Origin of the sequence: Luteimonas viscosa (genome assembly GCF_008244685.1) — a bacterium.
GTDB classification, from domain to species: Bacteria; Pseudomonadota; Gammaproteobacteria; order Xanthomonadales; family Xanthomonadaceae; genus Luteimonas; species Luteimonas viscosa.
The window spans coordinates 732,071-753,015 of record NZ_VTFT01000001.1; the positions used below are offsets into that span (position 1 = coordinate 732,071).

The 20,945-nt window shown below is 68.5% G+C and carries 13 protein-coding genes and 1 tRNA gene; 7 read left to right on the forward strand and 7 right to left on the reverse strand.

The window, feature by feature from the left end; all coding sequences use genetic code 11:
* Positions 1-31: 31 nt before the first annotated feature.
* The gene (gene rnr / locus FZO89_RS03400) at positions 32-2,320 is read right to left on the reverse strand and encodes a ribonuclease R (RefSeq protein WP_262378509.1); all 2,289 of its coding nucleotides are present in this window, start codon (positions 2,318-2,320) and stop codon (positions 32-34) included.
* Between the two features lie 221 nt (positions 2,321-2,541).
* Between rnr and FZO89_RS03405 the strand changes: the two genes are divergently transcribed.
* Positions 2,542-2,626, forward strand: a tRNA-Leu gene (locus FZO89_RS03405).
* A 445-nt stretch (positions 2,627-3,071) separates the two neighbouring features.
* Here FZO89_RS03405 and FZO89_RS03410 read toward each other — a convergent pair.
* The 6 genes from FZO89_RS03410 to FZO89_RS03435 all read right to left on the reverse strand — a co-directional run bounded on the left by FZO89_RS03410 (position 3,072) and on the right by FZO89_RS03435 (position 10,867).
* Positions 3,072-3,695, reverse strand: a complete 624-nt coding sequence (locus FZO89_RS03410; RefSeq protein ID WP_149101940.1) for a GIY-YIG nuclease family protein — start codon at positions 3,693-3,695, stop codon at positions 3,072-3,074.
* A 149-nt stretch (positions 3,696-3,844) separates the two neighbouring features.
* A complete protein-coding gene (locus FZO89_RS03415; protein WP_149101941.1) occupies positions 3,845-4,141 on the reverse strand; it encodes a hypothetical protein in 297 nt (98 codons plus the stop codon).
* Between the two features lie 227 nt (positions 4,142-4,368).
* Entirely contained in the window at positions 4,369-5,163 is a 795-nt protein-coding gene (locus tag FZO89_RS03420; RefSeq protein WP_262378510.1) for an aldose epimerase family protein, read from the reverse strand.
* A gap of 37 nt (positions 5,164-5,200) precedes the next feature.
* Positions 5,201-6,220 carry a glycoside hydrolase family 43 protein gene (locus tag FZO89_RS03425; RefSeq protein ID WP_149101943.1) on the reverse strand — a complete coding sequence of 340 codons (1,020 nt, stop codon included), beginning with the start codon at positions 6,218-6,220 and terminating at the stop codon, positions 5,201-5,203.
* A gap of 23 nt (positions 6,221-6,243) precedes the next feature.
* Positions 6,244-7,734 (reverse strand): MFS transporter, encoded by a 1,491-nt coding sequence (locus FZO89_RS03430; protein WP_149101944.1) that lies wholly within the window; start codon positions 7,732-7,734, stop codon positions 6,244-6,246.
* Between the two features lie 220 nt (positions 7,735-7,954).
* A complete protein-coding gene (locus FZO89_RS03435) occupies positions 7,955-10,867 on the reverse strand; it encodes a TonB-dependent receptor (RefSeq protein ID WP_187471025.1) in 2,913 nt (970 codons plus the stop codon).
* 387 nt (positions 10,868-11,254) lie between these two features.
* Between FZO89_RS03435 and FZO89_RS03440 the strand changes: the two genes are divergently transcribed.
* The 6 genes from FZO89_RS03440 to FZO89_RS03465 all read left to right on the forward strand — a co-directional run bounded on the left by FZO89_RS03440 (position 11,255) and on the right by FZO89_RS03465 (position 20,725).
* Positions 11,255-12,559: an MFS transporter gene (locus FZO89_RS03440; protein ID WP_149101946.1), complete on the forward strand. Its 1,305-nt coding sequence runs from the start codon at positions 11,255-11,257 to the stop codon at positions 12,557-12,559.
* Between the two features lie 68 nt (positions 12,560-12,627).
* Positions 12,628-15,504, forward strand: coding sequence for a glycosyl hydrolase 115 family protein (locus FZO89_RS03445; RefSeq protein ID WP_149101947.1), 2,877 nt, complete (start codon positions 12,628-12,630; stop codon positions 15,502-15,504).
* Between the two features lie 178 nt (positions 15,505-15,682).
* Positions 15,683-17,107 (forward strand): glucuronate isomerase, encoded by a 1,425-nt coding sequence (uxaC, locus tag FZO89_RS03450; RefSeq protein ID WP_149101948.1) that lies wholly within the window; start codon positions 15,683-15,685, stop codon positions 17,105-17,107.
* A 193-nt stretch (positions 17,108-17,300) separates the two neighbouring features.
* Positions 17,301-18,449, forward strand: coding sequence for an endo-1,4-beta-xylanase (locus tag FZO89_RS03455; RefSeq protein ID WP_149101949.1), 1,149 nt, complete (start codon positions 17,301-17,303; stop codon positions 18,447-18,449).
* A 129-nt stretch (positions 18,450-18,578) separates the two neighbouring features.
* Positions 18,579-19,733, forward strand: a complete 1,155-nt coding sequence (locus tag FZO89_RS03460) for a glycoside hydrolase family 88 protein (protein ID WP_149101950.1) — start codon at positions 18,579-18,581, stop codon at positions 19,731-19,733.
* 95 nt (positions 19,734-19,828) lie between these two features.
* Complete coding sequence (locus FZO89_RS03465) at positions 19,829-20,725, forward strand: dienelactone hydrolase family protein (RefSeq protein ID WP_187471026.1); 897 nt, start codon at positions 19,829-19,831, stop codon at positions 20,723-20,725.
* The last annotated feature ends 220 nt before the right edge of the window (positions 20,726-20,945 follow it).

A 20,945-nucleotide genomic window follows, 5' to 3' on the forward strand; every position in this document is an offset into this window, starting at 1 on the left:
ATCACGAATCACCAATCAGCAATCACTGCTCTCAATACTTCTGCTTCCTGCGCTTCGCCGGCTGTCCGCGCGGCTGCTGCGGATTCGTGTTGCGCTCCCCGGCCAGGCGGAAGTCGATCTTGCGTTCCTCCAGGCTGGCCTTGAGCACCACGATGCGCACGCGGTCGCCGAGACGGAACTCGCGCGCCGTCCGCTCGCCGGTCAGTGTCTTGCGCACCGGGTCGAAATGGTAGAAATCGTTCGGCAACTGGGTCACGTGCACCAGGCCGTTGACCTTGGACTGGTCCAGTTCCACGAACAGGCCGAAGCTGGTGACGCCGCTGATCGTGCCGTCGAACTCGCCGCCCACGTGCTGTTCCATCCAGGCGGCGCGGTAACGTTCGTCGACCTCGCGCTCTGCCTCGTCCGCGCGGCGTTCGCGCTCGGAGCACTGCAGCGCCAGCGTCGCCATCTCGCGCGGCGTGTGGAAGTCCTCCAGCCTGCGCCGCGCCAGCGCATGCTTGATCGCGCGATGCACGAGCAGATCGGGATAGCGGCGGATCGGCGAGGTGAAATGCGCATAGGCCTGCAGCGCCAGGCCGAAGTGGCCGATGTTCGCGGGCGAGTACACCGCCTGGCTCTGGCTGCGCAGGATCACCGATTCGAGCAGGGTGGCATCGGGGCGGTCGCGCACCTTCTTCAGCAGCGCGGCGAAATCCTTCGGCTGCAGCCGCGCCCACGGCGGCATCCGCAGCGCGAACTCCTTGAGGAACTCGAGCAGGTCGGCGTACTTCGATTCCGGCGGCTTGTCGTGGATGCGGTACGGCGCAGGGATCTGCGCGGCGAGCAGGAACTTCGCCGCCTCGACGTTGGCCGCGATCATGCATTCCTCGATCAGCTTGTGCGCGTCGTTGCGGACCAGCATGCCGGCCTGGGTGACCTCGCCGCGGTTGTCGAGCACGAACCGTACTTCGGAGGATTCGAACTCGATCGCGCCGCGACTGGCGCGCGCCTTCGCCAGCACCCGGTAGAGCTGGTGCAGGCGCTCGACCTGCGGCATCAGCGCGCCCACTTGCGCCTGGGCCTCGGCATCGCCCTCGCCAACCGACTTCCAGACCTGGGTGTAGGTCAGGCGCGCGTGCGAGTTCATCACCGCTTCGTAGAACTTCGATTCGACCACCTCGCCGTCGCGGTCGACCTGCATGTCGCAGGCGAAGCACAGGCGGTCGACCTTCGGGTTCAGCGAGCAGATGCCGTTGGACAGGGTCTCGGGCAGCATCGGCACGACGAAGCCGGGGAAGTACACGCTGGTCGCGCGCAGTTGCGCCTCGTCGTCGAGCGGTGCGCCGGGGCGGACGTAGCTGGACACGTCGGCGATCGCCACGATCAGGCGGAAGCCGTTGCGGTTCGGCTCGCAGTACACCGCGTCGTCGAAATCCTTGGCGTCCTCGCCGTCGATCGTGACCAGCGGCAGCGCACGCAGGTCGACGCGTCCGGCGGCGGTCGCGGCGTCGACCTGCAGCGGCACGGCCGAGGCCTCGGCCAGCACTTCCGGCGGGAACTCGTGCGGCAGTTCGTGGCCGTGGATCGCGGCCTCGACCACCAGCGACGGCGTCAGCGCATCGCCCAGCACCGCGAGCACCTTGCCGATCGGCGGCCGCCGGTCGTCGGCCGGCGTGGTGATCTCGCAGACCACCAGTTGCCCGTGGACCGCCCCCAGCCGCGCATCGGTCGGGACCTGCACGTTGCGCTGGATGCGGCGGTCGTCGGGCACCACGTAGCTGATCCCCGAATCGACGGTGAACCGGCCGATCAGGCGGTTGAGCCGGCGTTCGAGCACCTCGACGATCGCGCCTTCGCGGCGCCCGCGCCGGTCGAGCCCGGTGACGCTGGCCATCGCCCGGTCGCCATGCATCACCTTGCGCATTTCCGACGGCGGCAGGAACAGGTCGTCGCCGACGCCGCTGTCCGGGCGCAGGAAGCCGAAACCGTCGGGGTTGGCGATGACCGTTCCCGAAATCAGGTCGAGCTGCGCGGCCGGGACGTAGCCGCCGCGACGGTTCTGCAGCAACTGGCCGTCGCGCACCATCGCGCCGAGGCGTTTGCCGAGGGCGTCGGCGCGATCGGGGTCCGCCAGGTCGAGGCGCTCGGCCAGCATCTGCGCGGTCAGCGGACCGTCGGCGTCCGCGATCAGTTGCAGGATGGCTTCGCGGCTGGCGATCGGCCGCTCGTAACGCTCCGCCTCGCGGCGCGCATGCGGATCCTCGAATCCCCCGGGCGACGACGCCTGGCCGCCGGACGCAGCACGAGCTGCCGGCCTGTTCGCGGGCGTGGCGGGCATCCAGCCCGGTTTCGCGGGTGCATTCCGCCTTCCGCTACCGCGTTGCCCGCCCTGCGGATCCTTGCCGGGGGTGGACTTGCCGCCCCGTCCCGTGCCGCGGCCACTGCCGCGCTTGCCTGGAGTCTTGACCATCGGCGGCATGGTACACGCGTGGCGTGCCCGGCCCGTGCAGGTGGCACGTTGACTTTGCCGTCGACGCGCCGCAACATACGCGCCCCACCGCCCAGGTGGCGGAATTGGTAGACGCACTAGTTTCAGGTACTAGCGGGTAAAACCGTGGAGGTTCGAGTCCTCTCCTGGGCACCAGACCACAGTTCCAGACCGTCCCGGACGGCCCGGAATTGCAGGAAACCCCGCGGCAAGCGGGGTTTTTTTGTGCCTGCGTTCCAGGCAGCGGATCGCGCCGGCACCTTCCGACTGCCGCCGGATGTCGCTCCCGCGTCGCGCTTGCCGCGCCGCCCCGGGTGCCGGTCCAGGTGCGGCGCGCGCACGACCACCGGCGACGATATCGAAGACCAGTGGGGACGGTGGCGACTGATGGGTATCGGGCCAGGCGTCGGCACCGGCGGACGACGGCGCCTCGAACTGACCGGGCCGCGGTGCTCCGGCTCGCCGCTCGGTTGCGAGCGCGAGGTGCACCAGGCGGGGCGTTGCATCCGGGGCGTTGCGACATGCGATGTCCTTCTCGGGCACGCGCCCCGCCGCAGGATCGCGGTCTCGTGCCGCCGCGCGTGCGGGCATCGCCGTCGCTTCAGCCCCCCAGGCCCGGATGCCAGGCCGCCCGGTGACGGCGGTAGCGCCGCGCCACGTGCGGCGGCAAGGCCTCTTCGACGCCCAGCCCGAGTGCCGGCCAGGCATCCAGCACGTCCACGATCCGCGACCACATCGCGGGTGCAGGCGGATCGTCTTCCGCCACGTCGCGCAGGCATTGCTCGGCCCATTCGTACAGCAGCGGCCGCTCGTCCAGCAGCCGCTGCTTCCACCAGTCCAGGGCAGGCATCCAGACGGGGTGGCCGCGTCCGGCATCGCGTTCGGCCTCCGCCTGCAGGATCGACGCGCAACCCCGATACCATTCCGTGACGCCACCTGCCCGCAATGCGTCCACCAGCGGCGGCGGCGCGTTCCATGGCCGCAGTTGCCGATGCAGCTGGGTCTCGCGCCGACGCGCGTCGACCACCCGGTCGAAACCGATGACGATGCTGCGCCCCAGGTCGAAGCACTCGTAGTAGCGCGCGGCGAAAGCGCGCACGCGTGTCAGCGGATCGACCGAGATGCCGACCTTGGCGATGTCCTCGTGGACCAGCGGAAGCACGTAGAGATGGCAGGCCGGCATCGGACGCCTCGCGCCTTGCGCCTCGGGCAGAACAGGATGCATGCCCAACGTCGCGCGGACCGCGACCCCAGGATTCATGATCATGACCGGGGCCGGCTTCTTCGTCCGGCATCGGCGTCGCTGTGCGCGAGGCTGGCAACGTCGATGTCGCCGCGGGCCGTTCGGTCGAATACCCGCCGGCTACGAAGCGTTCACGCCGCGGGCGTGGTGCGGCCCTTGCGGAACGCCCAGGTGGTCAGGCCCTGCTGCACGAGTATGCGGTCGACCGCGTACTCGAAGCCCGCCGCGCGCCCGGGAGGCAGCGTTTCCTCGATCCGCTGCAGGCCTTCCTCCAGGCACGACCAGAACTGCTGGTCGTCGGGCAACTGGATGCAGCCATGCAGCAGATCGTGGAATTCGGACATCGCCGCGGGATCTTCGCCGTCGTAGGCCATCGGCAGCGGGTAGGCGTCGCTCCCGCACCGCTCGTCGCCAGTTCCCGCGCTCATTGTTCGATCCGCCGTGAACGGGGTCGTTCCCGACACCCTTGGCTGCAGTATGGCCCAGTCCCCGTCATGGACCCCCGAGTCGGGGGAACTGGGCCGATGCGAAGCGTCGCCATTTCCGGGCGCAGACATGGCCTCGGCACGGCGCTCTGCCGCCGAATCCGGCCCACCCGGCACTTTTCGCCCCGCCCGCCGCACAGCCGCAGGCCCGGCTGCGCCGCCCCCCAAGCTCAGTCCCAGCGCAGGGTGCAGCGCGCGCCGAGCGTTTCGCCCGGACGCAGGGCCAGTTCGGGCAGCAGGTTGAACGCGTCCGGCGGTGCGGTCTGCGGTTCGACGCAGGTTGCGTGCGTGGCCTGGTCGTAGACCACCCAGTCGCGGCATCCGGACGCGATGCGCAGGCGCTGGCCCTGCCGATGCAGCACCACCTCGCGATCGTTGACGAAGCAGTCGTCCCACGGCCCGGGTTGAACCTCACCGGCAGGGCGCACGGCGATCCCCTCGGCATCGCGCGGATACATGGCCTGCGGATGGAACTCGAGCCGCTCGGGCTTGCGGAACCAGGGATGCCAGCCGATCGAGGCCGGCATCGCCTGTCCGACCGCGGTCACCGACAGCGCCAGCACCAGTTCCCGCCCCTCGATCGCGATGTGCTGGCGGGCGATCCCGCCGAACGGCCAGCGCCCGTCGGTGGGCATCGCCAGCTCGAGCGACGCATGGCGTGCGGAGTGCTCCGCGACCTCCCAGGGCATGAGGAAGCCGACGCCATGGATGGCGTGCCCTCCCAGGTTCGCGGGAAGCAGGTGGCGCCGGCCCTGGAACGCGAACTGGCCATGCCGGATGCGTCCGCACCAGGGCACCATCGGGTAGCAGCCCCAGCCGATGGCGGTGGTCGCGCCGTGCTCGCCATGGCCGACGAGTTGTTCGATGCCATCGCAGCGGATCTGCGCGATGCGGCCACCGGCCCGCGGCGCGATGTCGACCGACAGGTCGCCGGCCGCGAGCGTCAGCAGCGGCCCAGGCGGCATCGGCGAGCTCGGACCGATGGCGGCCTCGGCCACAGCCTCATCCCCCATAGGGATCCAGCGTCCGGATGCGCCCGTCGGGATCGACATGCAGTTCGGCGACCTTCGCCGAACGCAGGTGGGTGACGCCGCCCGAGAGGATCGAGTCGTGGTAGTACAGCCACCAGCGTCCGCCGAACTCGACGATCGAATGATGCGTCGTCCAGCCGACCACGGGGGTGAGGATCACGCCCTGGTAGGTGAACGGTCCGTAGGGATTGTCCGCCGTCGCGTAGCACAGCAGGTGGGTGTTGCCGGTCGAGTAAGAGAGGTAGTAGCGACCCTGGTGCTTATGCAGCCACGGCCCCTCGAAATAGCGGCGCTCGTGGTCGCCGGCGGCGAGCGGCTTGCCTGCCTCGTCCACGATCAGCACCTCGCGCGGCGCTTCGGCGAACTGCTTCATGTCCGCCGTGAGACGCGCCACGCGCGGGCCCAGCGCCGGCTCGTCGTCGCCGGGTTCCTCGTTGCCCGGCGCGTACGCATTGTCGCGGTACTTCTGCAGCTGCCCGCCCCAGATGCCACCGAAGTACATGTAGTGCGCACCGTCGTCGTCGCCGAAGACCGCCGGATCGATCGAGTAGCTGCCCGCGATCGGCTCCGGCTCCGGCGCGAAAGGTCCCTCCGGTCGATCGCCGACCGCCACGCCGATGCGGAACAGGCCGTCGGTGGACTTCGCAGGGAAATACAGGTAGTAGCGGCCGTCCTTGACCGCGGCGTCCGGCGCCCACATCTGGCGCTGCGCCCAGGGCACGTCCTTCACGTGCAGGGCGACGCCGCAGTCCACCGCCTCGCCCTCCGGCGACTCCATGCGCAGGACGTGGTAGTCCTCCATGGCGAAGTGCGCGCCATCGTCGTTGAACTCGATCCCGGCGTCGATGTCGTGCGAGGGATAGATGTAGAGCCTGCCCTCGAACACGTGCGCCGACGGGTCGGCGGTGTAGATATGCGTGACGAGCGGGCGCGAGAGCGCCTTGTCCGCCAGTGCGTCGAGTGCTCCGTCGGCGTATTCCTGGTCTGCCATGGTCGATCCGTAGCTTGAGGGTGTCAGGTCGGTTGGGCGGCTCGGCGCTCGGAGAGCTCGCTCTCGATGCGCGATTCCATCGACTTGTCGATCCTGTAGAAGAACAGCAGCGCCACGCCGATCAGGAACGGCAGCGAGCAATACACGCTCATCGACAAGCGGATGCCGTCGATGGTTTCCTGCGACTGGATTTCGGCACCCGCCACGTAGCTGTAACGGGCCAGGATCGCGGCGACCAGCGCACCGCCGACCGCCAGCCCCACCTTCAGGCCGCAGAGGATGGCGGAAAAGATGATCGCGGTGGCGCGGCGGTTGTTCTTCCACTCCGAGTAGTCGGCCACGTCGGCCACCATCGCCCACAGCAGCGGGATGGTGATGCCGTAGAAGAAGCCGTGCAGGATCTGCGACAGGAACACCAGCCCGATCGCGTCCGGCGGGAAGAAGTAGAAGGCGAGCAGGAACAGGGTCGAGACGAACAGGAACACGCCGAAGACGTCGCGCTTGCCGAAACGGTCGGCCAGAGGCTTCGAGAAGCCGATGCCCACGATCATGCAGATGATGCCGCTGGCGTTGAACAGGCTGAAGGTCGAGGTCGGCGCATCCTCGGGCCAGTGGAAGGCGGTCAGCCCCATCCCGGTGAGCATGGCGTTGAGCCCGGCGATGAAACCGTTGAAGCCGATGTCCTCGAGGAATCCGGCCAGCGCCGGCTCGCTGAGGTAGTACTCGAAGTAGTAGACGTAGGTGCCGCCCTTCAATGCCAGGTTGATGAAGACCAGGATGGTCAGGAACAGCATCACCAGCCAGGGCCGGTTGCCCACTAGGTCGGCGATGTCCTGGCGCAGGTTCGTCTTCTGGCCCACAGGCGCCAGCACGCGCTCGCGCGTGGTGAAGAAGGTGATGAACAGGAAGATCGTGCCCACCACCGCGAACAGCAGCATGGTGTTGTGGAAGCCCTGCACGCGGTCGCCGTCGCCGAGGATCAGCACCAGCGGCAGCAGCAGCGCCTGCACCACGAGCTGCGCGATCATCACCGCGACGAAGCGGTAGGCCGACAGGCTGTTGCGGTCCGACATGCTGCCGGTGAGCACGCCGCTCAGTGCCGAGTACGGCAGGTTGTTGGCGGCGTAAACCAGCACCAGCAGCGTGTAGGTCGCGGCCGCGTAGAACACCTTGCCCTGCGGCCCGAGGTCGGGCGTGCTGAAGGCCAGCAGCGCAAGCACGCCGAAAGGCACCGCGGTCCAGAGGATCCACGGCCGGAACTTGCCCCAGCGGGTGTTGGTGCGGTCCGCCATCACCGCCACCAGCGGTGTGAACACGAACGCGCCGAGCATGCCGACGACGAAGATGATCGTCGCCGCGGTCCCGGCCGGAATGCGATAGATGTCGGTGTAGAAGAAGGCCAGGAACGTCATCAACGTCTGGAAGATGAGGTTGGCCGCCAGGTCTCCCAGGCTGTAGCCGACCTTCTCGGTGACCGAAAGCCTTTCCGTGCGGGTGCTCTGGGCAATGCTCATGGCGATAGGAAGGATCCGTGTGTCTTGCGTGTTCGTATCGATTGAAACCGGTGCGTTGCGCATGCGCCGGCCTCCCCTGCAACACGGCCGCCTCCCGGCGGCCGTGCTTCGAAGGATCGCATGTTCACCGGCCCGCCGGACAACTCCCCGGAAAAAAAGTCACGACCCGCCCGGCGCTTCGAGGGCCGGGTGGGTCGTGGGGAGTAAAGCGATGGCGTGATCAGAACGTGCCGCGGAGGCCGATCAGGAAGGTGCGGCCCGGTTCGTAGATTTCACCTGGAACATTCGGGAACGAGATGTAGTTGCGGGTCTGTTCGTTGGTGATGTTGAGGACGTTGAACGTGATCTGCGGCCGGGACGGCAGTCCGTCCAGCGTATAGCTGGCAGACAGGTCGAACTGGCCGCGGTCCTCGCCGAAGTACTGGCCGTAGTTGATGCCGCCCTCGTTGTTGCCCAGGGCGCGCTGCGCGGAGCCCTCCACCCAGTTGTAGGACAGTCGCACCGAGGCGATATCGTTCTCCCAGTAAGCGGTGGCGTTCCACATCACCGGCGAGATCCCGAACAGGTTGCCGGCCAGCTGGTCGGCTTCCTGGCCCGTGGGCTCGAGGTCGATGTCGGTGTAGTTGGCCATGAAGCCCAGGCCCTCGAACACGAAGCTCAGCGGCTGCACCCAGATCAGCTCCCAGCCCTGGATGTCGAGCGTGGCATCGGCGTTGACCTGCTGGCGCACGTTGATCGGTGCGTCGAGCCCGCCGTTGGCGTTGAGCGCAGCCAGCTGGTTCTCCGACAGCGCGTCCAGCGGGATCCCCAGATCGCGGAACGGGATCACGTTGACGCCCTGGTAGGTGTAGCCGGATACGCGCTTGTTGAACATGGTCAGCGCAACCAGGCCCTCGTCGCCGGTGTACCACTCCAGGCCCAGGTCGAAGTTGGTCGACAGGTACGGCGACAGGTTCGGGTTGCCCTGGTCGGCGATCTCCGCCGATGGATCGGAGAACGTCGTCGCCGGCAGCATCGAACGCGGATTCGGCCGGGTCAGCGTGCGCGAACTGGACATCCTCACCACCCAGTTGCCGGCGACGTCCCAGGCGGCGTTGAACGACGGCAGCCACTCGTCGTAGGTGCTGTTGAGGGTCTGCCATTCGCGCACCGCGCCCAGGACCACCGGCCCGCTGATGTCCTGGTCGGTGTCGACGTAGCGCACGCCACCGTTGATGCGCAGGTTGCGGTTCCAGACCTCCGTCTCGCCATTGAACTCGACGTAGGCGGCCAGGTTCTTCTCGTCGACCCCGCCCGACGCGGCGCCCACCGACTGCGACGAGCCCGTCTCCGGCGCCTCGTCGAAGAACTGCTGGTAGTTGGTCGCGTTCATGAACGCGTCGAAGTCCACGGTGACGAAGCCGTAGGGACCCGGTCGCAGGAAGCTCGGCAATTCCGAATCGGGAACGCTCGAGAACGCGTTCGCCTGCCACGCCGCGCTGTTGTCGAACGCGACGATCGTCCGGCGGAACCGGTCCTGCGACACGCCGATCTTGATGTTGCGGTCGTCGTCGCCGAACTGCAGGTCCGCACGCAGGCGGCCGGCCTCGGTGACCCGCTTCTCGTTGTTGAGGTTGACGCGGCCACCACTCCAGGACCAGCCCGCGTTCGGATCGTTGAGGTCCACCCCGCCGCTGGTGAACTCCGGGTGCTCGCCATCGTTGGTGTACTCGACCGTCGTGAACGGCGAGGTCGGCAGGATCGTGGGCGACTCGCGGAAGAACCAGCTGCGGCTCCAGTTGGCCTGTACGTCGAGCTTGATGCCGTCGTCCTCGCCGAACCAGAAGGTGGCGCCGGGGTTGATGTTCCAGTACTGCACCTCGTCGCGGTACGGGCGCGCCTCCAGGAAGAACTGCGCGTTGACCAGGGTCGCGCTGGTGACGACGTTGTTGGCGTCGAGCTGCATGTTGGTGGGGATGAACCCCACCGGGCCGAAGGTGCGGCCGACGAGGTTCATGTCGATGCGGTCGTTCTCGTACTTGGCTCGCGAGTAGAGCGCGTCCACGTAGAAGTGCATCCTGTCGTTCGGACGCCACTCGAGCGAACCCACCACGGCATCCCGCTCGCGGTCGCCGGACATGTCGACCGGGCGCGCCAGGCGCGGGAACAGCGCCTCGGAGATCTGCAGGATGGACAGGCCCGGGTTCTGCTCCATCAACCACTCCGCATCGATGATGTCTCCCGGTGTCATACCCGCCCCGATGGTCGAGCCGTTGTCGGGGACTTCGTTGGGCATCTGCAGGCTGCCACCGCCACCGGGGTTGCATTCGGCCGGGCGGTTCGTCAGAGAGGTGCCGATGCCGCACTGCTGCTCGTTGAGGCCCGGGTTCATCCAGCCGATCGATTCCCAGCCGCGTACCGCGATGCGGCTGCGCACGACCGACGCGCCCACCAGCGCACCGAAGGTGCCTTCGTCGTTGGTCCAGCTGTACATCGCCGACCCGCGCGGATTGAACTTCTCGCCGGTGGTGTTGTAGTCGAACTGGCCGGAATAGTTGAAGTGGCGGCCGGGGATATCGAACGGACGCATGCTGCGCATGTCGACCACGCCGGAGATGCCGCCTTCGGGCAGGCTCGCCTGCGGCGACTTGTACACGGTGAGCTTGTTGAAGAACTCGGTCGGGAACAGGTTCAGGTCGACTTCGCGGTTCTGGTTGCCGCGGTTGAGACCGATCGACGCCGTGGCCGCCTCGCCACCGTTGATGATGGTCTTGGTGAAGCTCTGCGGGAGTCCGCGGATGCCGACGTTCAGGCCTTCGCCGTTGACGTCGCGGTCGATCTGGATGCCGGGGATGCGCGCCAGCGACTCGGCGATGTTGGTGTCCGGGAACTTGCCGATGTCCTCGGAGAAGATCGAGTCGGTGAAGCCGGTCGCATCGCGCTTGGCATCGGTGGAGTACTGCAGGCTCTGGCGGTAACCGGTGACGATCACGCCGTCGAGATCGGTGGCGTCCTGCGTCGCGGGCGCGACGGGTGCCGGTTGCGGCGCGTCCTGCGCGGGTGGTGGATCCTGCGCGACGGCCGCCGTGGCGAAGCCGACGAGGGCGAGGCCCAGGGCGTGTGACAACGCTGTTCTTGCGATTCGGACTTGCACGGAACTTCCCCTCCCGCTGGCGGTGACCGACGCTTCTGTCTCGTCGTGACACCGGTGGACTGTGGTGCCTCGTGCCCCCGAAGGGACGCTTGCACGACACGCCCTTCGGGAGTGGCGGCGCGATGGTAGCGCTATCAGATTGGCGATCACACGCTGCGTCGCAGCATCCACGAGCGATGCGCCGACGCCGCGGAAAACAGCTGCGCGACGACAGCGTTGTCGGGCGCTGCATCGCGCGGCGTCCGATTCCATCGACCCGATGCCACGTGCCGTCGAATGTGTTACTGATAGCGCTATCACGAAATCGCATCGGGAGAGCGATATGTCACCTGCGCGCATTGGCCCGGACGGCGTTGACGCTGGCGCGGTCCCGCTGGCACGACAGGCATGAACCACGTTGCCGCCTCGCCCGTTCCGACGGGTACCGCGATCAGCAGATACCGCTGGGTCATCTGCGCCCTGCTCTTCTTCGCCACCACGATCAACTACGTCGACCGTGCGGTGCTGGGCGTACTCGCGCCGAGCCTGGTCGCGGAATTCGGATGGAGCGAACAGCACTACGGCGTGATCAGCGCATCGTTCACGCTCGCCTATGCCATCGGCTTCCTGTTCGCCGGCTGGTTCATCGACCGGGTCGGCACCCGCGTGGGATACAGCGTGTATCTCACCCTGTGGTCGCTCGCGGCTGCCGCGCACGCGTTGGCGAAGTCGGTGGTCGGCTTCAGCATCGCGCGCTTCGCGCTCGGGCTCGGCGAGTCGGGCAACTTTCCCGCCGCGGTCAAGACCGTCGCCGAGTGGTTTCCCAAACGCGAGCGGGCGTTTGCCACCGGTGTCTTCAACGCCGGTTCCAATATCGGCGCGATCGTCGCGCCGCTGGTGGTGCCGTGGCTCGCGCTCACCTGGGGCTGGCGAACCGCGTTCGTGGTCACGGGCCTTGCAGGCCTGGTGTGGCTGGCGTTCTGGCTACCCGTCTACCGTCGCCCCGCGGAGCACCCGAAGGTGTCGCCGGGCGAACTCGCGCTGATAGAGAGCGATTCGCCGGACCCGCCGGGAAAGGTCTCGTGGTTGCGGCTGCTCGGCTTCCGCCAGACGTGGGCGTTCACGGGAGGCAAGTTCCTCAGCGATTCGGTCTGGTGGTTCTACCTGTTCTGGTTCCCGATGTTCATGGCCGACCGCTTCGGCGTGGACCTGCGCACGATCGGACTGCCGATGGTCACCGTGTTCCTGCTGGCGGATGTCGGCTCGGTAAGCGGCGGCTGGTTCAGCTCGTTCCTGATGAAGCGCGGCTGGAGCGCGAACGGCGCGCGCAAGACGACGATGCTGATCTGCGCGCTGTGCATCCTGCCCGTGGTGTTCGCCCCGCATGTCGAGGGCCAGTGGGTCGCGGTGTGGTTGATCGGCCTGGCCGCGGCCGCGCACCAGGGCTTCTCCGCCAACCTGTTCACGCTGACCTCCGACATGTTCCCGCGTTCCGCGGTCGCTTCGGTCGTCGGCATCGGCGGATTCGCCGGGGCGATGGGCGGCTTCTTCATGAACCTCGGCGCGGGCTGGCTGCGCCAGCACACCGGCAGCTACGCGGCGATGTTCCTGATGGCCGGCTTCGCCTACCTGGCCGCGCTGCTGCTCATCCACGTGCTCGCACCGAGGCTGGAGCCGGTACGGCTCGATGCGGTTCCCGGCGCGAGCGCCTGAAGCCGTTGGCCGCGGCCTGCCGCGTCGCGGCGCCACTTCCGTGGCTTCCAGAGAGGACAATCCACGCCATGAGAGTTTCGCCTTTCCCTCTGTTCGTTGCGCTCTACTGGGTGCTCGCCATGATCCCCGGCGCTGCTCGCGCCGCGCCCGACTGTCGTGCGCCGGCGGCCGTGTGCGAAGAGCGCAGCAGCGGCAGCCTGCCCCTGGTCGAACGCGGTGTGCCGATCGCCATCCTTGTCGACGACGGCGATTTCATGGCGGTGCGGCATGCAGCGGATGCGCTGCGGGCGGATCTCTCGGCGGTCGCGGGCCAGGCACCGGGATCGCCGGCGCGGGCCGATGACACCGCAATCATCGCCGGCACGCTCGGGAAGAGCGACCGGATCGACCGCATCGTGCGCGAACACGGAATCGACACCACGGGCGTCGCCGGAAACTGGGAGGCGTACCTGCTGCAGGTGGTGCAGCAGCCCGAGCCCGGGATCGACCGCGCCCTGCTCGTGATCGGCGCCGATCGTCGCGGCACCGCGTTCGGCCTGTACGAGATCTCGCGCCGCATCGGCGTGTCGCCGTGGACCTGGTGGGCCGACGTGCCGCCGCCGCAACGCGCCATGCTGCATGTCGCGCCCGGCCGTTTCGTCGATGCGCCCAAGGTGAAGTACCGCGGCATCTTCATCAACGACGAGGAGCCCGCGCTGGGCGGCTGGAGCCGCGAGACCTTCGGCGGCACCAACCACCGCTTCTACGAACGCGTCTTCCAGCTGATCCTGCGGCACAAGGCCAACTACCTGTGGCCGGCGATGTGGCAGCCGCGCGCGTTCTACGACGACGATCCACGCAATGCCGAACTCGCAGACGAGTACGGCGTGGTGGTCGCCACCAGCCACCACGAGCCGATGATGCGCGCGCACGACGAGTGGTCCCGTTACGGCAAGGGGCCCTGGGACTACACCCGGAACGCCGACACGCTGCAGCGGTTCTGGCGCGGCGGCATCGAGCGGCTGCAGGATCGCGAAGCGGTGGTCACGCTGGGCATGCGCGGTGATGGCGACGAGGCGATGACCGAAGGCACCGCCACCGCCCTGCTCGAGCGCATCGTCGCCGACCAGCGCGCGATCATCAGCGAGGTCACCGGCAAGCCTGCGGAGGACACGCCCCAGGTCTGGGCGCTGTACAAGGAAGTGCAGGACTACTACGACGCCGGGATGCGCGTGCCCGACGACGTGACCCTGCTGTTCGCCGACGACAACTGGGGCAACATCCGGCGCCTGCCCGAGCCGGGCTCGCAGCGCCCGGGCGGCTACGGCGTCTACTACCACTTCGACTACGTCGGCGGCCCGCGCAACTACAAGTGGCTCAACACCACCCAGGTCGAGCGCGCCTGGGAGCAGATGCGGCTCGCGTGGGCGCACGGCGTGGAGCGGCTGTGGATCGTCAACGTCGGCGACATCAAGCCGATGGAGCTGCCGATCAGCGCCTTCCTCGACCAGGCCTGGGATCCGGATGCGGCGGACCTGGACTGGATCACCCGGTATCCGGCCGCCTGGGCAGCGGAACAGTTCGGCGATGCGCACGCGCTCGAGATCGGCGGGATCGTCACCCGCTACACGCAGTACAACGCACGGCGCAAGCCGGAACTGCTCGATGCGGAGACGTGGAGCCTGCTGCACGACGGCGAGGCCGATCGCGTGATCGCCGACTGGGACACGCTCGAGGCACGCACCCTTGCGCTGGCAAAGCGCCTGCCTGCCCGCCAGCGCGATGCGTTCGTGCAGCTGGTCGAATACCCGGTGCTGGCCAGCGCCAACCTCAACCGGCTGTACGTGGCGGTGGCGCGCAACCGGCTGTACGCCGCGCAGGGGCGCGCCTCGGCGAATCGCTGGGCCGACGAGGCGAAGCGCCTGTTCGATCGCGACGCGCAGCTGCAGCGCGTGTACGAACGGGACATCGCCGGCGGCAAGTGGATCCACATGATGTCGCAGGTGCGGATCGGCTACACCCACTGGCAGCAGCCCGAGCGCAACATCCTGCCGGCGCTGGCGAACGTCGACGTGCCGGAACGCGGCGTGACCGGCGTGGCGGTCGAAGGCGACGCGCGGCGCTGGCCGCAGCCCGCGCAATCGCCACGGTTGCCGGTGCTCGATCCGGTGGGCGCGCCGACGCGCGAGCTGGTGGTGTTCAACGGCGGCACGGAGAAGGTCGGCTTCACCGCGAAGTCGTCGCAGCCATGGTTGCGCGTCTCGCCGGCTCAGGGCGAGGTGGAAGACGCACAAGCGCTCGGGCTCGAGGTCGACTGGTCGGAGCTGCCTGAAGGCGCGCACGAGGCGGTGGTGGCGATCCGCGGCAGCGACCGCACCGAAGTCTACGTGCAGGTGCCGGTGCGCAAGCCACCGTCGCATCGCGCTGCGCGCGGGTTCGTGGAAGGCGACGGCGTGGTCGCGATCGAGGCTGCGCGGCACGCGCGCGCGATCGCGCCTGCTGGCGGCGAGTGGCAGACGATCCCGAACCTGGGTCGCACGCTGTCCGGCGTGACGGCGTGGCCGGCCACCGGCGACGCCCTGACCCCGGGTGGCGACGGTGCGCGCCTGGAGTATCCGCTGGTGATGAACGAGGCCGGCGAGGTCGAAGTGCGCGTGGTGCTGTCGCCGACGCTCGATCTCCGCAACCGCGGCGGCCTGCGCTACGCCGTGTCGATCGGCGACGAGACGCCGCAGGTGGTGACCATGCGCCTGGACCCGACCCCGGGCGACCGCGATTTCAAGGCCTGGGAGACCGCGATGGTCCGCAGCGTCCACGTCGCCGTTTCGCGGCATCGCGTCGCCGCCGGCGCCAACACGCTCAAACTGTGGCCGGTCGACCCGGGCCTCGTGTTCCAGCGGATCGAGGTGACGAGGCAGCCGCGGATGCGCGGTACGCTCGGGCCGGTGGAGAGCCGGCAACGCTGACGCGGCAGACGATTCCTCCCGCGCGAGGGAACCGAACACTGGATACCACCGACCCGCATTCCTCCTACCGGCCCTTCCCCGTCTGCGACGGGGAACCAGCAGGCAGGCTCCCTCCAGCCCCTGCGCCCGGGCACGAACCCCGACGACGCGGGACCTACCGAACCCGACCCACGAATCCATGACCACAACCGCCAGACCGCTGCACCTGCACCCGGACCGCCTGTTCCCCTCGGACGCGACGCAACGCGCGATCGCGCGTCGCCTGTACGGCGGCGTGGCGAGCCTGCCGATCGTCAGCCCGCATGGGCACACGGATCCGTCGTGGTGGGCGCAGGACGCGCCCTTCGCCAATGCCACCGAACTGCTGCTGGTGCCGGACCACTACGTGTTCCGCATGCTCTACAGCCAGGGCATCGGGCTGGACGCGCTCGGCATCCCCCGCGCCGACGGCTCGCGGGCGGACGTCGATCCGCGGGAGGCCTGGCGCCTGTTCGCGCGCAATTTCCACCTGTTCCGCGGCACGCCCTCGTCGCTGTGGCTCGACCATGTCTTCCACGAGGTATTCGGGCTGCGGACGCGCCTGGGCGCCGACAGCGCCGACCACTACTACGACGCCATCACCGACGCGCTGCAGACCGACGCGTACCGTCCGCGCGCGCTGTTCGAGCGCTTCGACATCGAGGTCATCGCCACCACCGAATCGCCGCTCGATCCCCTCGCCCACCACCAGGCGATCCGCGACAGCGGCTGGGGCGGCCGGGTGATCACCGCCTACCGTCCCGATCCGGTGATCGATCCGGAGCACGAACAGTTCCCGTCGGCCCTGGAGCGCTTCGGCGAGATCACCGGCGAGAACGTCTACGACTGGGACGGCTACCTGCGCGCGCACCGCCAGCGCCGCGCATTCTTCGCCGCGATGGGCGCCACCTCCACCGATCACGGCCACCCCAGCTGCACCACCGCCGATCTCCCGACCGCGCAGGCGCGCGCACTGTTCACGCGGATCGTCACCGGCAAGTTCACGCCCCAGGACGCCGAACTGTTCCGTGGCCAGATGCTCACCGAGATGGCGGCGATGAGCCTCGACGACGGCCTGGTGATGCAGATCCACCCCGGCTGCTTCCGCAACCACAACCGTGACCTGTTCGAGCGCTACGGCCGCGACAAGGGTGCCGACATCCCGATGCGCACCGACTACGTCCACGCGCTCAAGCCACTGCTCGACCGCTTCGGCAACGAGCCGACGTTCCGGCTGATCCTGTTCACCCTCGACGAGAGCACCTACGCGCGCGAACTCGCGCCGCTGGCCGGCCACTGGCCCTGCCTCTTCCTCGGCCCGGCGTGGTGGTTTCACGATGCGCCCGAAGGCATGTGGCGTTTCCGCGAGCAGACCCTCGCCAGCGCCGGCTTCTACAACACCATCGGCTTCAACGACGATACCCGCGCCTTCCTATCGATCCCCGCCCGCCACGACGTGGCCCGCCGCATCGACTGCGCGGTGCTGGCCAAGCTCGTCGCCGAACACCGCATCGACGAGGACGAGGCCGCGGAGGTCGCGATCGACCTCGCGTATCGCCTGCCGAAGGAAGCGTACCGACTGTGAGCCGCGTCGGAACCCTTTCGGCCTCCGTGGGAGCGGCTTCCGCCGCGACCGCGCCGCGGAACCCAGAGAGGGCGGCTTCCACATGCGATCTCGCGATCCGGGCGGCCGCCCGGCCAGCATGCCTTCATCCCAGGATCGAGCCATCGGCGGTCGCGCAGCGGCTGCCGGACAACGCACATCGAGGAGTCCCGTCATGACCCGCCACCGCATCGCCCTGGTCCCCGCCCTCGCGCTCGCCTGTGGCAGCGCCTTCGCCGGCCCGCCGAGCACGACGCTCAAGGACGCCTACACCGACGCGTTCCTGATCGGCACCGCCGTCAACGACGAGATCGTTTCGGGCCGCGACGCGCGCGCGCAGGCGCTGGTGCCGCTGCACTTCAACTCCATCACCGCCGAGAACGTGATGAAGGCCGAGGTGCTGCATCCCGAGCCCGGCCAATGGGATTTCTCCGGCGCCGACGCGTTCGTCGACTTCGGCCGCAAGCACGACATGTTCCTGGTCGGCCACACCCTGGTCTGGCACAACCAGACGCCGGCCTGGTTCTTCCAGGGCGACGACGGCAAGCCCGCAGACCCGGCCACGATGCGCGAACGCATGCGCGAGTACATCGGCGTGGTGGCCGGCCGCTACGCGGGCAAGGTCCAGGCCTGGGACGTGGTGAACGAAGTGATGGGCGAGGACGGGCAGTACCGCGACACGCTGTGGACCCGCGCCTACGGCGGCGACGGCGATGCGCTGGTGCGCGACGCGTTCCGCTTCGCCAGCGAAGCCGCGCCCGAGACCGCGCTTTATTACAACGATTTCAACGCCTGGCGCCCCGAGAAGCGCGACGGCATCGTGCGCATGGTCAAGATGCTGCAGGATGCCGGCATCCGCATCGACGGCATCGGCATCCAGGGCCACTGGGGCCTCAACTACCCGTCCACCGAACACATCGAGGCCGCGATCGACGCCTACGCCGCACTCGGGCTGAAGGTGATGATCACCGAGCTCGACGTCGACGTGCTGCCGCTGACGAAGGAAGGCCAGATCATCGGCCAGGGCATGATGCATCCGCAGTTCCAACTGCCCGAGTTCAAGGCGTTCCTCGATCCCTATCGCGACGGCCTGCCCGCCGCGGTGCAGCAGCAGCTCGCCGACCGCTACGCCGAACTGTTCCGCGTCTTCCATTCGCGCCGCGACAAGCTGCATCGCGTGGCCGTGTGGGGCGTGGAGGACGGCATGTCGTGGAAGAACGGCTATCCGATCCCGGACCGCACCAACTACACCCTGCTGTTCGATCGCCAGGGGCAGCCGAAGCCGGCGCTGGAGGCGGTGCTCGCGGTGCCGGGCGGCGATTGACCTTCCCTGCTCGGCCCCTCCCATTGCCGCTTCCATCACTCACGCGCTTGGCCTCGATCGAGCCGGTGCACGCCTGGTCACGGCCAGCGTGAGCCGGATCTATCCGGGTTCCGGCAGGCAGCACGTCGCATGAGTCCGGCGCGCGTGCTGGTCAGTGGGTTGCTCGCTTGCGTACTCGGCGCCTGTGCCACCGTGCCGCACCGGGAAGCCGAGGCGCAGGGGATCGATCCGCCGGCCGCGCGCGGGGGCGATGCCTGGCTCGGCAACTGGCCGCAGGCAGCCGCACCGGACGAGGTCGGGCGGCGCATCGTCGACGGATTCCTGGCCCGCGTGCCGGAAGAACCGCGTCACTACAAGGTCGCCTGTACCTGGTACGGCGCGCTCGTGCTCGCCACGACACTGGACGACCGCCCCCGGTTCCAGGCGCTCGTCGCCCGCTACGCCGACCACCGCGACGACCACGAGGCATTGCTCGCCGGCCCCGGGCATGTGGACGAGAACGTGTTCGGCATCGTCCCGCTCGCGATCGGCCGGCTCGCCAACGACAGCGGCGCCCGTCGCGACGGCCTGCGCATCGCCGACCACCAGCGCAGGCGGATCGAAGCGCATGCCCGCTACGCGATCGACGACATGTACATGATCACCGCGTTGCAGGTGCAGGCCTGGCGTGTCTCGGGCGACCGCGCCCATCTCGACCTGGCCGCCGACACCATGGTCGACTATCTCGATGCGTTGCAGCAGGACGACGGCCTGTTCGTCCACCATCCCGATTTCCGCCACCGCTGGGCCCGGGGCAACGGCTGGGTCGCGGCCGGAATGACGGAACTGCTGCGCGAACTGCCCGCCGGCCACCCTCGATATGCGGCCATCCACGCCGGCTACGCGCGCATGATGCAGGGCCTGCGCGCCCACCAGATCACAGCGGGCGACGATACGGGGCTGTGGCGCCAGGTCATCGATTCGGGGGACCCGCGCAACTGGCCGGAAACGTCCGGCAGCGCCATGTTCGCCTACGCGCTGGTCACCGGCGTCCGCAATGGCTGGCTCGACCCGGACACCTACGGTCCGGTCGCCCGCGCTGCCTGGCTGGCGCTCGTTGCGCGACTCACCCCCGCGGGCGAACTGCGCGACGTCAGCATGTGGGCCTATCGGCCCGGCTCGCACCCCGGAGGTCCGGACTACGCGGGCGACGAGGAAGACTACTACTTCCAGCGACCCCGCCTGACCGGCGACGAACACGGGCAGGCGCCGATGCTGTGGACGGCGGAGGCGCTGCTACGCTAGGGGCATGCGGCCGCTTCGCAGGCTTGAACGACCGGATCGGATTGGCCGAGTGCCGGCCTGCGTGCCTCGCCGGTGGCGCGTTACCATCCCGGATGATGAGCGACCTCCCCACGATGCTGCGTGCGCGCCTCGGGCTTGCCGACCCGGTTCCGGTGGAGTTCCAGCGCGGCGACGTCCACGAAGCGGAAGGATACGACCGGCAACGGATCGAATACCGCGGCCTCGAAGGCGACCGCATTCCCGCGTTCCTGTTCACGCCGAGGGGCCGCGACACGCGCGGCGGCGTGGTGGTCTTCCACCAGCACAACGGCGAGTTCCACTTCGGCAAGAGCGAGGTCGCCGGCGAGGTGGGCGACGCGTTCCAGGCCTTCGGCCCGGCACTCGCCCGGCGCGGCGTTGCCGTGCTGGCGCCCGACGCCATCACCTTCGAGGATCGGCGCGGCGCGGTCCAGGGCGTGGAACCGGACTATTACGACTGGCTCCAGCACTACAACGCCATGAGCTACCGCCTGCTCGACGGCGACGTGCTGATGCGCAAGTGCCTGGACGACGCCCAGCGGGCCCTGAGCGTCCTGCTCCAGGCCACCGGGATCGACGGGCGCCGCGTGGGCGTGGCAGGCCATTCGTACGGCGGCTACACGGCGCTCTACCACGCGGCGGTGGATGCACGCTGCAGATTCGCCTGCATCAGCGGCGCCGTGTGCAGCTTCGGGACGCGCCGCCGGGAAGGCACGGGGATCACCCTGTTCGAGGCCGTGCCGGGGCTCGCGCGGGAGATCGACACGCACGATGTCCTTGCCGCGATCGGACCCAGGCCGACGATGGTCGTGTCGGGCACCCAGGACAAGTATTCGCGGGATGCGGACCAGGTCGTGGCCAAGGTGACCGGCGACTTCATCACCGAGCTCCGCGTCGACCGCGGGCACGCGTTGGATCAGGAGCGATTCGATGCAATCGTGGCGTGGATCGGCGAGCGCATGTCCGACCGGTGAGAAAGGAAGCGTCATGCCTGAATAGAGCGCAGATACTACTCTTATCGGTGTTGCACTTGGCGTGCAGATCCACCGCCCAGGCTACTACCCACCGGTGTGTGAGAAGACAACGCGAGGTGCCCCCGGATTGTTGCGAAAGCGGAACTCCGACTTGTACTCACAGAGGCACGCTGCCACATCGCCACTGGGAGTAAACAAGTTGTACGTCAGACTCAGCGCG

Excerpts from the sequence above, each read along its gene's own strand:
- rnr (WP_262378509.1), bottom strand. The coding sequence starts at position 2,320 with ATGCCCGCCACGCCCGCGAACAGGCCGGCAGCTCGTGCTGCGTCCGGC.
- FZO89_RS03410 (WP_149101940.1), bottom strand. The coding sequence starts at position 3,695 with ATGCATCCTGTTCTGCCCGAGGCGCAAGGCGCGAGGCGTCCGATGCCG.
- FZO89_RS03415 (WP_149101941.1), bottom strand. The coding sequence starts at position 4,141 with ATGAGCGCGGGAACTGGCGACGAGCGGTGCGGGAGCGACGCCTACCCG.
- FZO89_RS03420 (WP_262378510.1), bottom strand. The coding sequence starts at position 5,163 with ATGCCGCCTGGGCCGCTGCTGACGCTCGCGGCCGGCGACCTGTCGGTC.
- FZO89_RS03425 (WP_149101943.1), bottom strand. The coding sequence starts at position 6,220 with ATGGCAGACCAGGAATACGCCGACGGAGCACTCGACGCACTGGCGGAC.
- FZO89_RS03430 (WP_149101944.1), bottom strand. The coding sequence starts at position 7,734 with ATGAGCATTGCCCAGAGCACCCGCACGGAAAGGCTTTCGGTCACCGAG.
- FZO89_RS03440 (WP_149101946.1), top strand. The coding sequence starts at position 11,255 with ATGAACCACGTTGCCGCCTCGCCCGTTCCGACGGGTACCGCGATCAGC.
- FZO89_RS03445 (WP_149101947.1), top strand. The coding sequence starts at position 12,628 with ATGAGAGTTTCGCCTTTCCCTCTGTTCGTTGCGCTCTACTGGGTGCTC.
- uxaC (WP_149101948.1), top strand. The coding sequence starts at position 15,683 with ATGACCACAACCGCCAGACCGCTGCACCTGCACCCGGACCGCCTGTTC.
- FZO89_RS03455 (WP_149101949.1), top strand. The coding sequence starts at position 17,301 with ATGACCCGCCACCGCATCGCCCTGGTCCCCGCCCTCGCGCTCGCCTGT.
- FZO89_RS03460 (WP_149101950.1), top strand. The coding sequence starts at position 18,579 with ATGAGTCCGGCGCGCGTGCTGGTCAGTGGGTTGCTCGCTTGCGTACTC.
- FZO89_RS03465 (WP_187471026.1), top strand. The coding sequence starts at position 19,829 with ATGAGCGACCTCCCCACGATGCTGCGTGCGCGCCTCGGGCTTGCCGAC.